Genomic DNA, 16,403 nt, shown 5'->3' with positions numbered 1-16,403 from the left:
TAATGCAGCGAGCGGATGAAGGAATGGGTTTTCTTCTGCAGTATGAGAATGTGGCATGGTACGAGGATGGTGTCGTTCGAATTCTTGATCGAAGGATATATCCGATTAAAACGGAGTATGTAATTTGCAAAACTCATGGGGAGGTTGCGCAGGCGATTGCCGATATGGTAACGCAAAGTGGAGGACCCTATACAGCTGCAGCTATGGGCATGGCACTGGCTGCACATGAGGCCAAAGAGATGGCAGGCGATGAGTTGGTGATCTATATGGAAAAGGCAGCATACACGCTTTCCCATGCCCGCCCCACAACGGTATCAAAGATGGTGCAGATTGTAGATGGTGCAGTGGAAGTGGTAAAAGATCACGTAAAGAAAGATGAATGTGCGCGTGAAATCGTGGAGCCTTTGCGCGAGTACGCATTTCATTACATCAATAATAATTACCGCAAGTATGAGAAGGTCGGAAAATATCTTGCAGATCTGATTCCACAGGAAGGCACGATTATGACCCAATGTTTTGCGGAGACGATTATCGGCACGCTGATTCGGGAATGCCACAGACAAAGCAATGATATAAAGATGATCTGTGCAGAGACGAGGCCATATTTTCAAGGTGCCCGGCTGACGGCAAGTGTTGCCTGTGATATGGGTGTCGATGTTGCTGTCATCACGGATAATATGCCAGGTTTTATTATGAAGGATAAACAGGTCGATGTGTTTACCTCTGCCGCGGATGTGATAAGCATGGATGGATATGTGGTGAATAAGGTTGGAACTTTTCAGATTGCCCTGGCGGCTGCATATCATAATATTCCTTATTTTGTGACAGGCACACCAAGTCCGGCGCATGAGACTATTGATAGTGTGAAGATTGAGTACCGTGATCCCAACCTGGTCATGGATGCTATGGGAACAAAGGTTACAAAGGAGGGGGTAAAGGCTTATTATCCGGCATTTGATATCACACCGCCCAAGTTGTGCAATGGTGTGGTGACGGATTTGGGTGTATTTTCACCGTATCAGCTGGGTGCCTATTTTCAAACAGAGGGAAAATAACTTTGGGAGGTAATTATGAACGAGAAGGTATATGGCAGCAGTATCGATCTGGACTCTGGGATTGGTGCCAAATATGCAATTTTGCCGGGAGACCCTGAGCGTGTCGCAGTAATTGCCGGATATCTCGAAAATCCAAAACCCCTGTCTGTACATAGGGAGTATACAAGCTATGAGGGGTATTTGGACGGAGAAAAGATTTTGGTCATCTCCACGGGCATGGGCGGTCCGTCGGCTACCATAGCAGTAGAAGAGTTGGCAATGATTGGGGTGGATACGGTGATTCGTCTGGGAACCTGTGGGGGAATGCAGCCGGAAGTTCGAAGTGGAGAACTTATTCTTCCGACAGCTGCTATTCGCCAGGAAGGTACCACAAAGGAGTATGTGTATGGCGAATTCCCGGCGGCAGCAAATTTTGATGTGGTGCGTGCGCTCGATGAGGCGGCAGAGAAAGTCGGCGTGAAAGTGCATAAGGGCATTGTTCAGAGTAAGGACTCCTATTATGGCCAGCACATGCCCGATCGGATGCCGGCAGAAAGAGACTTGAAGGAACATTACGATGCGTGGATTCGCGCCGGAGCTCTCGCATCTGAGATGGAGTGTGCCGCAGTGTTTATTGTATCTCAAGTCAGGAGACTTCGGGCCGGAGCTGTCCTGCATGTTATATGGAACAAAGAGAGGGAGAGGGCAGGACTTTCCTCCAAGACGACAAGGGATCTGGATCTTGCCATTCAAACAGTGACAGAAGGGATAAGAATCCTGATAAAAAAGAGGAAAAGGAGTGAAAGTACGAATGAAATACAATTTTAATCTTGAATATTTTGAGAAAAGCGCTGATTATGTGAAAAGTAAGATTGATTTCGAGCCGCAGATTGCGCTGATCCTGGGCTCGGCGCTTGGAAGACTTTCCGAAGATATCAAACACCCGGTGGAAATTCCATATGAAGAGATTCCAGGTTTCCTGGTCAGCACAGTGAAATCACATGCCGGTAAGTTGATTTTGGGAGAATTGTGCGGGAAGAAGATTGTTTGCATGTCGGGACGATTCCATTATTATGAGGGTTATGACTATGAACAGCTGACGGCACCCATCCGTCTGTTCAAACTGCTGGGTGTAAAGACAGTCATCCTTACCAATGCAGCGGGGGGCATCAACACGGGCTATCGGCCAGGGGACCTGATGATCATCAAGGACCACATCAATTTAGCGGGTGCGTCTCCGCTTCGAGGGGTGAACGATGACCGGATTGGTCCACGTTTCTTCGATGTGAGTAACGCCTATGATAAAGATTTGCGAAAACTTGCGAAAAGTTTGGCACCACAATGTCATCTTCGAATACAGGAAGGCGTGTATGCCTATCAGGTGGGCCCCCATTTTGAAACGCCTGCAGAGATTCGCTTTCTAAGAGCAGCAGGAGCAGATGCGGCCGGAATGTCAACCGTTACAGAGGCTCTTACGGCTGCTCACTGTGGAATGAGGACACTTGCCATCTCCCTGATCAGCAACATGGCGGCTGGAATCGATGATAACCCGGTGGATGGCAGGGAAGTGGATCAGATTGCGGCCCAATCCGCACAGGAGTTTAAAGAATATCTGAAGCATATTGTGAGAAATATATAAGAAGATGAAAGCGATATCACGCTGAAAAATGCCTATTTATCATTTTATGGAGGAGGAAAACAATGAAAAAATTCAGAAAACTGGTAGCAGTTGGACTCTGCATGACAATGGCGATCATGACAGGGTGTGGGGATTCGAAAAAACAAGACGATAAAAAAGATGAGGGAAAGAAAAAGAAGGTTGCTCTTGTCAGCGATGTGGCCGGAACACAGGTATTTGTACTGAACATGATTGACGGGTTAAAAGCCAGCGCAGAAAAATATGGGTTTGAGCCGATCATCGCAGAGTGTGAGGACGCGGCTGCGTATGAGGATAATTGTCGGGCACTGGTGGAGGAAGGTGTAGATCTTCTGATTGGCGGAAGCTGGCAGGCTACGGACGCGATCAGTAAGGTTGCCACGGAATATCCGGATAAAGCGGATTATGCGATGATTGATTCGGAAGTGGATGTTGACAATGTAAAGTGTATTTCGTATCGGGAGCAGGAGGGCGCATACCTGATTGGAAAGATTGCCGGAATGGTGACGGATGACGACACAAATGTCTTCGGCGCGGTGCATGTATCCCAAGGACCCAGTAGTTTTAAGTGGAGATGGGGATATATGGAAGGTGTAAAGTCCGAGAAGGAGAATGTAAAGTTTATCTTTAACTATGTGGGAGGTTATAATGATCCCGCAAAAGCAAAAGAATATGCGATCCAGCAGTACGAGCAAGGATGTCAGTTTATCAACTCTGCAGCAGCGGGAGGTGATAAAGGAGTGTTCGAGGCGGCCAAGGAAAAGGAATTCTACACATCGGGTCAAGATGTCGATTTGACATCCCCGGACAATCCGTGGATCGTGACAAGTCAGATCAAGGATACCTACGCAACGATGCAGTATCTGATGGATCAGTATTTCGGCGGAGAGTGGAGTACAGACAATGAGTCCCTGGGAATTGAGGAAGGTGCGATTGGAGCGGTATTTGTAACTCATGACAGCGAAAATCCAAGAAGTGATAAACTTTCAGACGAGGATATAGAGACGCTGAAGGACACTGCAGATAAAATCAAGAATAAAGAAATTGATCTGTCTGTAGTGCCAGATGAAGAAGGCTATGTTCAATAATCAATAGGACAAAGGGAAGTGGTGTATCGTCGATCTCTATGGCAGATCATCGCTTCCTTTTACAGCAGGAGGAATCATACATGTTCCTGGAATTAAAGAATATTACAAAAACATTCGGTCCGACCATTGCAAACGACAATGTTAGCTTTGGATTGAACAAAGGAGAGATATTGGCAGTAATCGGTGAGAACGGTGCTGGAAAAACGACAATCATGAAGATTCTGTACGGCTTAAACCAGGCGGATGCAGGGGAGATTTTCATGAACGGTGAAAAGATCAATATCCAATCGGTACAAGATGCTATAGCACATGGCATCGGCATGGTGCAGCAGCACTTTATGCTTTTTAATGACTATACTGTGACGGAAAATATTGTCTATGGGAAAGAACCCGCCAAAAGCGGCTTTTTTGACAGAAAAAAAGCGAGGGGGATTGTACAAAACTTAAGTTCTGAGTATGGATTACATATTGATCCTGATTTGCAGGTGGAGGAATGTTCCGTGGGTATGCGCCAACGAATCGAGATCTTGAAAGTGTTGTATCAAGACGCAGACATTATTATCTTTGATGAGCCTACCGCCGTGCTGGTTCCTCAGGAAATTGACGAACTTCTAAAGACTTTAAAGCATCTTGCCAGTCTGGGGAAAACCATCATCATTATCACCCACAAACTTCAGGAGGTGATGGATGTGGCAGACCGGGCGGTGGTTATGCGTAAAGGGCAATACGTCGGTGAACGAAAAATCTGCGAAACGGATATCAAGGAACTTTCCTGCCTGATGGTCGGAAAGGGGATAGCGGCTCGAAAGATTCCGAAGAAGACACCAGGGGATAAAGTCCTTGAGGTACAGGATCTATATTATGAGAGTGAAGGTGTTCCAATAATCAAAGGCTTAAGCCTGCATATTCAGGAGGGAGAGATTGTCGGTCTGGCCGGTGTGTCCGGAAATGGGCAGACGGAACTGATTCAATGTCTTACCGGTCTTTTGCACGCGTCGAAGGGAAAGATAGAACTGAATGGGCAGGACATTTCGCAAAAAGGGGTTCGGGAAATAAGAGATACGGGTTGTGCACACATTCCGGAAGACCGTTATGATTTTGGCTGTGCGGTAAATGCAGATCTGGAGGAGACGGCACTTATGGGATATGAACATCAACCGGTGTTCTCGGCGCATGGAATTATGAATAAACGACATAGTCGAGAATTCACAATGGAATTGCTAAAGAAATACAGCGTGAAATACAGCGATATAAGAGACCGGGCAGGTGCTCTTTCAGGAGGTAATATCCAGAAACTGATTGTAGCCAGAGAAGTTGAACATCAGTCGAAGTTTTTGATCGCGGCGGAACCCACGAGGGGTGTTGATATTGGCGCACAGGAGTTTATTCACGACCAGCTTGTCAAAAAGAGAAACAGTGGAGATGGTATTCTCCTTGTATCCTCAGAATTATCAGAGGTATTGTCGTTGTCTGACCGGGTCTATGTGATTTACGACGGACAAATTCGAGGCGAATTCGACAGAGATCAGGTTGACGCTGAGAAGGCAGGCTATCTGATGATGGGAGGTCACGATGAACAAGTTTAAGTCCTATATAAAACAGTTTGCAAAAATCATGATTCAACCCGTTGTGGCAACTTTGCTGGGGCTGCTGGTAGGGGCAGTGTTTATCCTGTTGTCCAAAGAAAATCCGATCGTCATATACAGGAATATGTTCGAAAAATCATTTTTTGATCCCTATTATCTGACACAGACACTGACGAGAGCAACACCGATTATCATCTGCGGTATTGCCACCGCGGCGGCATGGCGCGCCGGATATATCAATATCGGCGTGGAAGGGCAGATGATAACGGGAGCATTTGCCGCGACCATTGTGGCGATCTATGTGCCCCTTCCGGGATTTTTGCTGCTGCCTTTATCAATCGTTATTGGTATGATTGCAGGCGGCCTGTATGCATCGCTTGTGGCTGTATTGAATATGAAATTTAACAGCTCCATCGTAATCTGTACGCTGATGCTCAACTACGTGGCAAATTATATCGCCTCTTATCTGGTCAGCTATCCCTTCAAGGACCACTCGGGAGATGGACTGTCGCTTATGACGAAGACGATCCCAAAGAGTACAAGGTTTCTTCAGTTCAGCTCTTCCAATACACTGAACTTTGGAATTATCCTCGCAGTAATTGTGACAATCCTGTTTTACTTTATGGAGAGGAAAACTGTCTTTGGCTATGAGTCGAAGATGACGGGATTGAATCCCGGATTTGCCCGCTATGGCGGGGTATTCGAACGAAAGGTTATGTTAAAGACCATGGCTCTTAGTGGTGCGATCGCGGCAGTCGCCGGAATCTGTGAGATCTTTGGCACGAAATACCGCTATACAGACAATATGTTTACGAGTACCAGCTATGCATGGACGGGATTGATGGCGGCACTGATTGCGAATTTGCATCTGATTGGCATTCTTGCAGTATCTATCTTTCTTTCCGGCCTGCAGGTCGGAGGACAGGCGATTCAGCGATCCTCAAGCATTCCGCTTCAGATGTCTACGGTAATCCAGAGTAGTATCACATTGTTTGTGTCAGCTAAATTGGGAATGGATTTTTTAAAGAGACGAAAACTTAAGAAAAGACAGGAGAATGGAGGGGTTGAGACGTCATGAATACGAATCTATTAGCAGTTATCATCAATTCAACCATACGGTCTACGACCCCGGTGCTTTTGGCGGCGCTTGGTTCCGCGATCTGCAGCCAGGTAGGTGTATTCAACATTGCGCTGGAAGGTCAGATACTGATCGGTTCTTTTGTCGGTATCGTCGTCAATTATTACACGGGAAATGTGTATGTTGCAGTGTTGTGCAGTGTATTGGCGGGAGCAGCTATATCTTCTCTGGTATCAATTTTGCAGGTTAAGTATCGAGCTGCAGACATGGTGATTGGCACTTCTGTGAATCTTTTGGTCAGCGGACTGACCAGTGTGCTTTTGTATACCATTCTGGGAGTAAAGGGAAGCTTTTCAAACCCTGCCCTGAAACCTCTGCCTAAGATTGCGATTCCTGTAGTAAAGGATATCTTCTTTGTCGGACGTGTTTTGGAGCATCTGACTTTCATTGACTATTTATCCTACATATTGGCGGCGGCGATGTTTGTCTATCTATACCGGACAGTACAGGGCTTTCATGTTCAAAGTGTTGGGAAGAATAAAGAGGCGGCAGGCAGTATGGGAATCAAAGGCCTGAAGATTCAGATGATTGCGGTGTTGGTATCTGGTGCACTCTGCGGTCTTGGCGGAGCGGTGCTCAGTATGGGACAAGTGACTCTGTTTTCAGAGAATATGAGTTCCGGAAGAGGTTACATTGCGATGGCAGCGGCAAGTATGGGACAGAATCAGCCGATTCTCATCATTGTTTCGAGCCTGTTTTTTGGATTCTGTCAGGCGATTGGTGTGTCACTGCAGAATGTAATTCCGTCGCAGCTGACACTGACGATCCCCTACATTGCAACGATCATAGCATTATCTGCTTTTGGAAATAAAAAATTAAAAAAGAAATAGAAGAGGTATTGAATATGGAAAAGAAAAAAAGAGATGTTCTGCCATGTATTGCACTCTGCGAAGGCGATATTTATCCCAGAGTCATTACCTGTGGGGATCCTGCACGTGCAGAGAAGATTGCGCGTAAATTGGATGACATGAAATGTCTGGCTAAAAACAGAGAATATCATACGTATGTGGGCAGTTGGAAGGGCATACCTGTCACAGTCACCTCGCATGGCGTGGGTGAGGGCGGTGCTGTAATCGGGTTCGAAAGTCTGTGCAGAGCCGGAGCCAAGGTTATCATCCGTGTTGGAACCTGTGGCGGAATGCAAAAGGAGATTACGGCGGGCAGTATTGTGATTGCCAAAGCGGCTTGCCGAGAGGACGGTGTGACGGAGAAAATGATTCCGATGTCTTATCCCGCGATTGCCGATGCCGATGTGCAAAGAGCGCTTGAGAATAGTGCAAATCATCTGCAGATAGAAACACATAGCGGGATTGTCCTCACGCAGGCACTGTTTTATCCGGGACTTCTGGAATCGATGGTTCGCCTGTATATGAAAGCAGGTGTGATTGCCATGGAGAATGAGGTGGCAGGTTTACTTGTTGTGGCAAGCCTGCACAAAGTGAAAGCGGGAGCGATTCTCGCGGCGGATGCGCCTGCATTTGAATTGGTGGGCGTAGAAGGATATCAGCCAGACGAGAATATGGTAGCTCAGGCGGTGAATCAGGAGATTGAGATTGCACTGGACGCTGTGATCAGTGTTGAGATTGATGAATAAAAGAGGTGCCTATGTTAATAAAGGATATCACGATTTTAGATAAAGAATTTCAGCCAGTGGAGCACACGAATGTGTTGGTGGAAAACGGCCGTTTCAGTTATGTAGGGACCAAAGAGGTGACGAGATACGCGGGAGCGTTTATCAGCGGCAAAGGGAAAGTGATGATGCCAGGATTTTATAACACCCACTGCCATGTGCCTATGACGATGGCACGCGGCCTGGGGGAAGGCTTAAGCTTGAGTGACTGGCTGACAAAAAAGATGTTTCCGTTCGAGGAGAATCTGAAAGGAGAGGATTGTTATTACGGAGCACTGTTGGGTGCTATGGAACTAATCTCCAGCGGTTGTGTGTCTATCTCGGATATGTACTTTCATATTCTGGATATTGCCCGCGCGTTAGATGGGGCAAAAATCAAGGCAAATATCTGCCATGGGCTGTCCTCGTCGGATGAGCAGACGAAACCGGAGAACTTAAAGGGCTGGAAAGATACCCTGACACTTTTAAAACAAACAAGACAACGAAAAGACGATCGCATACAAGTGGACGCTGGATTGCATGCGGAGTACACATCAAGTGATACGTTGGTGAGAGCCGTGGCAGAGCTTGCAAAGGATCAGGGGCTGATTGTCCACACCCATATATCAGAAACACAAAAAGAGCACAGAGAGTGCAAGGAGCGCCATAACGAAATGTCACCCGTTCAATACTTAAAGAGCTGCGGTATCTTTGAAAATCCGGTACTGGCAGCACATTGTGTATATCTTGAAAACGAGGATCGAAAGATTATGGCAAAATCCGGTGCCTCTATTTCGCACTGCATATCCTCAAATATGAAGCTTGGAAGCGGAATTGCACCGATCAGCACTTATGTAGATGATGGAATCAATGTGATCATTGCCACAGATGGGGCGGCAAGCAATAACAACTTGAATATGATGGAGGAGATGCATCTGGCTTCTCTTGCAGGGAAAGGTGCATTTCATGACAGTACGATGCTGCCCCCGGCGATGATTTTGAAAATGGCAACGGTAAATGGTGCCCATGCGCAAGGGAGAAAGGACTGCGGTGTAATTGAGATGGGGAAGCGGGCAGACTTTATCATATTGGATATGGACAAACCGCATTTGCTGCCGACACACAATCTCTTGGCCAATCTGGTGTATTCCGCCCAGAGTTCGGATCTGTATATGACCGTGATAGACGGAGAGACTGTCTATAAGAATGGGGAGTTTCTCACGATAGACCGGGAACGTGTGTTGTATGAGGTTACAAAGCGTGTAAATCGTATCTGTCATCGGAAAAAAGCGAAGGTGCGGGAATGCTGAATATTCTCATAGCGATCGGGGCATTGATCGGTGCTGTGGATTATATAAGCGGAAATCGATTAAAGCTGGGCGATAAATTCGAGGAAGGATTCCTATGTATGGGCTCTACGGCGCTTAGCATGGTGGGAATCATCTGCCTGGCTCCCGTTCTCGGCCAGGTCAGCAACGCCGTGGTGGCCCCGGTCTTTCGAGTGTTTGGAATTGATCCTGCCATGTTCGGATGTATCCTTGCCAACAACATGGGGGGATATCCCCTTGCTATGGCGATGGTTGAAAAGCAGGAGATCGGGCTTTATTCCGGGCTGATTGTCTCCTCTACACTGGGCGCTACTTTAGTCTATACCATTCCGGTGGCTCTTGGACTGATTACCCCAGAGAAGCAAGACGACTTTGTCACAGGGGTTTTGATTGGCATTGTGACCATTCCGGTGGGCTCTGTGGCGGGAGGGTTGGCTATGGGAATACGTCTTCCGCTCCTGCTTTTGAATACGGTTCCGGTACTCTTTATTTCCGCCCTTGTGATCGTTGGATTTTTGGTGTTAAAGGAACGGGTGATCAGAGGGTTTATGGCTTTTGCATGGTTTTTGAAAGCCATCACGATTTTAAGTCTGGGAATTGCTGCATTTACATATATCACGAAGATTTCCATTATACCCGGGCTGGGCGCTATTGAAGACGCTCTGGCAGTTGTGACAGACATGTGTGTCATTCAGCTGGGAAGTATACCGCTGGCTTATCTGTTCATCCGTTTACTGAAACGGCCGCTTTCTGCGGTCGGAAAGCTTTTGCATATCAATGATGTGTCCGTGGCGGCGATCCCCATCTCCTGTGTGAATGTGATTTCCGTCTTTGTGATGATCAAGGATATGGATCGGCGGGGAATTGTGCTGTCCGCCGCGTGGTACACGCATTCCATCTGCATCCTTACGGCCCATTATGCATATACCCGGTCTGTTGATTCACAGATGGTCGTTCCTATGATGATAACGAAACTGACGGGCGGAGTATTGGCAGTTGTACTGGCTTACTTTGCGACAAAAAATAATAAATTGACCAAGGAGAAATTAGCATGAGTATATTTGAATATGATTCACCCAGCTGCACATTGTTTGGATTTGGGTGTATTCGGGGAATCGAAAGAGAAATTCATAAGAGAAACCTGAAAAAGGCATTTCTTGTAGCGGATCACAAGTTGAGAAGCACAGGACTTGTCAGCAAGGTGACGGATACACTGGATGCAGAAGGAACAGGATACTACATCTACAGCGATTTTAAGCCCAATCCGACGACGGACAATGTGAATCGGGGAGCGGAACAATTCGCCGCGAATCAGTGTGACTTTTTGATTTCTGTGGGAGGCGGCTCTGCGCATGACTGCGCTAAGGCAGTCTCGGTACTTGCTGCAAATGGCGGTAAAATCGAGGATTACCGGGGTGTCAATAAGAGCCGCTGTACCTATCCGCTCATCGCTGTCACGACAACAGCGGGAACCGGAAGTGAATGTACAATGGATTACGTGGTTGTTGACGAGAAAAAGAATGAGAAATACGGTAACTTTGATCAAAACGTAATTCCGGTTCTGTCTGTAGAGGACTATGAGCTGATGATGGATATGCCGCCTTCTCTTACCGCAGGAACCGGCATGGATGCTCTGACACATGCGGTAGAGTCCTACGTCTCCACGGATGGCGCTCTGATTACCTGTGAACTTGCTGTGAGTGCGGTTCGTCTGATTTTTGGACACCTAAAAGATGCTGTGCATCGTCCGGATCAGGAATCGAGGGAGGCGATGTCCGTGGCTCAGTTTCTTGCAGGCCTGTCTTTCGGAAATGCGGGCTGCGGGTTGATTCATTCCATGTCTCATCAGCTGAGTGCTGTGTATGATCTGCCCCATGGGCTGTGCAATGCAATACTCATGCCTACGGCTTCGCGTCTGAATATGAAAGATAAGCGTGCCATAGAGCGCTACGCAAAATTAAGCGGTCTGGTATTTCCAGTGGAATGTAATGGTATGAAAATGCAGGAACAGGCAGACTATCTGATTGCACGGATTGAAAAGCTGTCAGAGGATGTAGGGACAAAACGTTGTCTGGCAGAACTTGGTGTAAAGGAAGAGGATTTCTCCCTTCTGGCAGACAAGACGCTGTTGGATACCAGCTTGCGTCACAATCTCTATCAACCTTCGAAAGAGGAGATTGAGGATGCATTCCGGAGTCTGATGTGAGCACATGAAGAAGAAATTGTTCATGAGAATAATGATCGTAATCCTTGGGAGTGCGATTATGGGACTTGGCATAGATCTCCTGGTAAGAGCAGGGTTCGGACTGGATCCGCTGTCGATTTTTCAGTCCGGTTTGAGCAATGTGTTCCACATCTCTTTGGGTCTGGCTTCTCAACTTTTGATGCTTAGCATACTGTTGGTGCTGTTGTTCCTGGACCGGAGCAGAATTGGAATTGGCACAATCTTAAACAGTGTGCTGGTAGGTGCTTTTGTCAATTGGTTTGCACCATATATTCAAGGTGATGGCCAAGCTTTGTTCTGGCTTAGAATGCTGGCAGTTAGCGGAGGAATTCTGTTTGTGGGAGTGGGAATTGGTATTTACATCTCGGCATGCCTGGGAGAGGCGGGGATCGACGCTCTGATGGTTTATTTTTCGGAAAAATTCCGGCTTAATATCAGAAAGGTAAGAATTATATTGGATATCATATTGACAGCAGCGGGCTTTGCGCTGGGTGGAAGACTTGGGTGGGCTACCTTTGTGTCTATGTTCGTGAATGGGTATATAATACAGGGTACGGTTGGAATTGCAGATAAAATCTTGCAGCGTATCACTTAAAAGCATAAGAAGGACTGAGATTAGCAGTGATTAAGGTGAAAAAATAGTTTTTAAAATAATTATAGAACAAAAGAATAAATGATCTGCAAAAAGGAACTGCAATCGCAGTTCCTTTTTGCATGGCCAAAATATATGAAAATTAGACAAATATCATCATTTAAGACATCAAGTTGCCAATTTAGGACACTTCAATACTATTTCGTATTTTTTTACTGTATTATTATTGATAATAGTGAAATTATTAACATTAAAACCTGAATAAAAGTGTTTTATACACTTATATTCAGGTAAATAGTGTAAAATTCATGTTAAATTCTGACTATAGTGTGCTTAGACAGGAGGGAGTTAGATGAAAACACGAAAAAGCCAAAAAAGAAAGCGTATTTTATGTTTTTTGCTTATTTTTCTACTGCTATACACGGGAGTTCAGGAACCGGTTCGTGCCGGAGAAGTGAGTGATATGCCGGCAGAGGTGACGAGTGATACTGACATTGAATCGTCGGAAACAGAAGAACAGAATTTAGCACAGGAGAACTATGAATCGGGAACTAAAGAACACGACGGCGTGCAGGAGAGTCAAAACAGCAGCGAAAAAGGAAAGCAAAGTGCAGAAACTTCTGAGGAAGAATCTATAAAGGAAGAAACAAAAGAAACAAAAACAGAAGAAACAAAAACAGAAGAAACGAAAGAAGAACAAGATGAAGAACAGGAAGAGCAACTTCCTGTCAAACAGGAGGAACTGATGCCCATAGCACCGTTTGCCGGAAATACCCCAGGCGAAAGTGCTGCAGATGCAAACCGCTATGGTCAGATTTCTTTGGTAAAATTCAAGCAGTTTTCAAACGGCTGTATGGGAGGAATGGCCCTTGATGCGGCCGGGAAGATTTGGTCGTTTGGATACAATCTCTATGGAGAATTGGGAATCGGAGGAACGGTTGAAAATGTTACCGGTGTCATTGCGGCGCCGAATTACTATGGTGGCATGAAGCGGATTCCCTACTTTGTAAATAATAATATAACAATTACCGAAATCGGATCCAGTTATGAAACCCGATACGCCTTAAGTGATGATGGCATCGTTTATGCATGGGGAGATGGTTCGACTTATCAAATGGGGAATAATTCTTATAGTACACATAATTATACACCGCAACAGGTTCCCGGACTGCCCAGGATTAAGCATATTTTCCCAAGCGATGCATATCTGGGACAAGGTGCCTGCGCAGCACTTGATGAAAATGACGAGCTTTGGGTATGGGGGTCGAACTATCCAAGTGGAAAATTGGGTACTGGAGGTATCTCAAATGTGGGTACTCCCACCAAGATTACGATTCATCCGGATTTTTCAGATGGAACGAGAAAGATTGTGAAAGTGGTTATCGGAGAGGTCTCGGCCAAGATTCTGGACGATAAAGGGGATTTATGGACCTGTGGTACAAATGCCAATGGCGAACAGGGATTTGGCAATACTGTATTATCTAACCATAATTTTGTGATGATAGACCGTTCGGAGAGCGGAATGCCACGGATTATAGATGTGGATACCTCCTATGCACGACTGCAGGATGGAGGCCATGACCGCACAGTTGTGGCTGATGAAAATGGCGACGCATGGGAGTGGGGACGTACTTATGGCGATGGCATCGTTGCCAACAGTGCTGTAATCAAGATGGCACCGCAAAAGATTGTTCTTGACAGCGCGGAGGTGGCGGAATATGGTTATCAGCCGAAAGCCACAGTGGTAACTGCCAGTGAAATGGTCTGCTATTTTATCGACCAGCATGGAAGACCCTGGGGCTGGGGCTCCGGATACTATTTCGGATTTGGCCGTGAAGGAGGTTATGAGGATTCTAACGATGAGCTGATTCGATCCGCTGCAGCACAGCAGGTACCAAAGATTATCGGAGATGGAGATACACAGATCTATGATTCCAGCGCAAAGCTTCCGGTCTATTTGGGAGGAGATATTCGGCCTACCACCAGATTCGGCTATGGTATTAACGCTCTGAATGATTTACATCCGACGATTTATGACGAAAAATACATGCTGAAGGATGCTGACGGAACAGTGCTTAGTGTTGACGGAGAACGGATTAAGTGTGTCCGTGCAGCCTCGGCCGACGGTGTGAGTGGATTGACCAATGGTAAATACTATAAGGTGGACAGCAGCGGAAAGGTGATTGCCCCTGGGATCGAAGCCATGCCGGCGACGGATCCGGATGAAAAGCTGTGGATTGATCTGGCGTTTAAGGAAGTGCCCTATATTGCCCAGATGGACTGCAGCCTTTCCGCATATGCGTTTATCGATGCGGATGGCAACCTCTTCAAATGGGGAAATGATGGTTCCGGTGCGATTGCCTGGGGATGGGACTATCAGAACAAATACGATCAAAACGGCAGTACAACTTCGGGTCTGTATGACCGGTATACCTATGAGGTCATGTATATGCGGGGAGCTCCTACCATCGATATGATTGATATCTATGCAGAGAAACCGCAGCGCAAAGTATATAAAACCGATGACGATGACAGTATGGAAACCGCGACAGTTACTGTCCATCTTCCGGCCTCATACCATAGTGACAGCTTGCTGGCAGACCTGTACTCAAATGTAGCCAGTTTAAAATATGTATTCATTCCGTATGACAGCGGAAACAATGATTTCAATATCGATGTCGGTGAACTGACGGACAGTGAATTTATGGCGCTGTATAACAATCCTGCTTATACACAAAAGGGAGAATTGCTGAGCGGGGAACTGGTATCCGGTACAGAGGCGAGAGACGAAACATTTACAGTAGATGTAACGGATAATGGAAGGCTGATTCTCTGGGGTGAGAATCTCCGCTATTCACAGAATGCTGCCAGCGTGCGGGAGTATGAAAGAACGGACTACGTTGGGGCATCTTTTGTGACAGATAACTTTTACACACTCGCCAATGCCTTACATAATGGGGAAGGGGAAACTGCATCGCCGCCAAATGAAGAGCTGTATGCAGACACTTCCGACAATGTCCGCAAGAGTAATGATGACAGTCAGTATGTGCGTATTTCCCAGAAAGATTTGTATGGAATCCCCTTGGATGTGTCGGGAGCAGTCATTGCGGAGCCCACATTTGGCTATGATACGGTAGAGATTAAGAGCTATGAAGGAGCCAGTCAGCCACTTCCGGCAGGAATTTCTCCTTATTGGAAGTTCAGGGAGACTCTTTCTTCCGGGCAGCCACAGGATAAGGAAATCAGTGTAGAGTTGGATAAAGCCGATAGGATCAGTTATACCCATACCTTCCTGTATGAACGCGATCTGGATTACTGGATCAATCCCAAAGGCGAAAAGCTATGGTCAGATATGGACAACCTGTTGGGACTGCGTCCCTCTGCGATTGAGCTGACACTGAAGCAGTATGAACGGAATACGCAGACGGGTGCTAAAGGAGATTTTATTCAAGATATTGAGACCATACAGGTAACACCGGATGAAGACCAAGAATGGAACTTCGATTTCGGCCTGCATAAGGGGTATGAGTATACGTATGAAGTGCAGGAACGGGCGGTACCCGGCTACGAAACAGAGGTAAGCTATAAGACAGACGTTTCGGGAATTATTGGGATGGAGCTTACGAATACGCTTGCCATCAAACCGATTCGGATGTTGAAGGTAGACTCTGACGGGACGCCGATAACGGCGGATAAGGCCAGATTTACACTTAGCAATGCGGAGGATTCGGAAAAGGTACTCGATTCGGATGGTGATGAGGTAAGCAGTCTGCTCCTGGAAACAAATGCACAGGGCAGCTTCGATATTCCATGGCAGAAGCCCGGAACATATAAGCTAACGGAGACAAAAGCACCTTCCGGGTATAATCTGTTAACCAAAGATGTAATATTGGAATTCGATTCAGAAGGAAACGTTACAGTGTCTCTCGGAAGTGTGACCCTGCAGCCGATTACATTGACCGGACAGGAAGCTGGGGCCTATACCTGCGGATATGAGATTGAGAATAAGAGATCCGCTAAGCTGCCAGCTGCCGGAGGACACGGGACATATTACCTGTTGTTTATCGGTGGGGGACTGATGCTGCTGGCTATCATAGCCAAACGACGCAAAAAAAAATCTACGGATAGAAATTGACACATGTCATTT

General features: G+C 46.5%; 13 protein-coding genes. All 13 read left to right on the top strand.

What is annotated here, in order from left to right; all coding sequences use genetic code 11:
• Positions 1–2 precede the first annotated feature (2 nt).
• A complete protein-coding gene (locus tag INP51_RS11690; protein WP_193735025.1) occupies positions 3–1,055 on the top strand; it encodes an S-methyl-5-thioribose-1-phosphate isomerase in 1,053 nt (350 codons plus the stop codon).
• 15 nt (positions 1,056–1,070) lie between these two features.
• Positions 1,071–1,862: a nucleoside phosphorylase gene (locus INP51_RS11685; protein ID WP_193735024.1), complete on the top strand. Its 792-nt coding sequence runs from the start codon at positions 1,071–1,073 to the stop codon at positions 1,860–1,862.
• Entirely contained in the window at positions 1,846–2,673 is an 828-nt protein-coding gene (locus INP51_RS11680) for a purine-nucleoside phosphorylase (RefSeq protein ID WP_193735023.1), read from the top strand. The genes INP51_RS11685 and INP51_RS11680 overlap by 17 nt, the downstream gene beginning before the upstream one ends.
• Positions 2,674–2,735: 62 nt before the next feature.
• Positions 2,736–3,779, top strand: coding sequence for a BMP family ABC transporter substrate-binding protein (locus INP51_RS11675; protein ID WP_193735022.1), 1,044 nt, complete (start codon positions 2,736–2,738; stop codon positions 3,777–3,779).
• A gap of 80 nt (positions 3,780–3,859) precedes the next feature.
• Positions 3,860–5,365: an ABC transporter ATP-binding protein gene (locus tag INP51_RS11670; protein ID WP_193735021.1), complete on the top strand. Its 1,506-nt coding sequence runs from the start codon at positions 3,860–3,862 to the stop codon at positions 5,363–5,365.
• The gene (locus tag INP51_RS11665; protein WP_193735020.1) at positions 5,352–6,443 is read left to right on the top strand and encodes an ABC transporter permease; all 1,092 of its coding nucleotides are present in this window, start codon (positions 5,352–5,354) and stop codon (positions 6,441–6,443) included. The genes INP51_RS11670 and INP51_RS11665 overlap by 14 nt, the downstream gene beginning before the upstream one ends.
• Positions 6,440–7,333 (top strand): ABC transporter permease, encoded by an 894-nt coding sequence (locus INP51_RS11660; protein WP_193735019.1) that lies wholly within the window; start codon positions 6,440–6,442, stop codon positions 7,331–7,333. The genes INP51_RS11665 and INP51_RS11660 overlap by 4 nt, the downstream gene beginning before the upstream one ends.
• 14 nt (positions 7,334–7,347) lie before the next feature.
• Positions 7,348–8,097: a nucleoside phosphorylase gene (locus tag INP51_RS11655; protein WP_193735018.1), complete on the top strand. Its 750-nt coding sequence runs from the start codon at positions 7,348–7,350 to the stop codon at positions 8,095–8,097.
• A gap of 11 nt (positions 8,098–8,108) precedes the next feature.
• Positions 8,109–9,422 carry an amidohydrolase gene (locus INP51_RS11650; protein ID WP_193735017.1) on the top strand — a complete coding sequence of 438 codons (1,314 nt, stop codon included), beginning with the start codon at positions 8,109–8,111 and terminating at the stop codon, positions 9,420–9,422.
• Entirely contained in the window at positions 9,416–10,495 is a 1,080-nt protein-coding gene (locus INP51_RS11645) for an ethanolamine utilization protein EutH (protein WP_193735016.1), read from the top strand. Before INP51_RS11650 ends, INP51_RS11645 begins: the two co-directional genes overlap by 7 nt.
• The gene (locus INP51_RS11640) at positions 10,492–11,646 is read left to right on the top strand and encodes an iron-containing alcohol dehydrogenase (RefSeq protein ID WP_193735015.1); all 1,155 of its coding nucleotides are present in this window, start codon (positions 10,492–10,494) and stop codon (positions 11,644–11,646) included. The genes INP51_RS11645 and INP51_RS11640 overlap by 4 nt, the downstream gene beginning before the upstream one ends.
• Before the next feature lie 4 nt (positions 11,647–11,650).
• Positions 11,651–12,259 carry a YczE/YyaS/YitT family protein gene (locus tag INP51_RS11635; protein WP_193735014.1) on the top strand — a complete coding sequence of 203 codons (609 nt, stop codon included), beginning with the start codon at positions 11,651–11,653 and terminating at the stop codon, positions 12,257–12,259.
• Between the two features lie 349 nt (positions 12,260–12,608).
• On the top strand, positions 12,609–16,391 hold the full coding sequence (locus INP51_RS11630; RefSeq protein WP_193735013.1) for a Cna B-type domain-containing protein: 3,783 nt from the start codon (positions 12,609–12,611) through the stop codon (positions 16,389–16,391).
• The last annotated feature ends 12 nt before the right edge of the window (positions 16,392–16,403 follow it).

It is taken from the genome of Blautia liquoris (genome assembly GCF_015159595.1).
GTDB classification, from domain to species: Bacteria; Bacillota; Clostridia; order Lachnospirales; family Lachnospiraceae; genus Novisyntrophococcus; species Novisyntrophococcus liquoris.
This window is presented reverse-complemented; position numbering and strand designations above follow the sequence as displayed.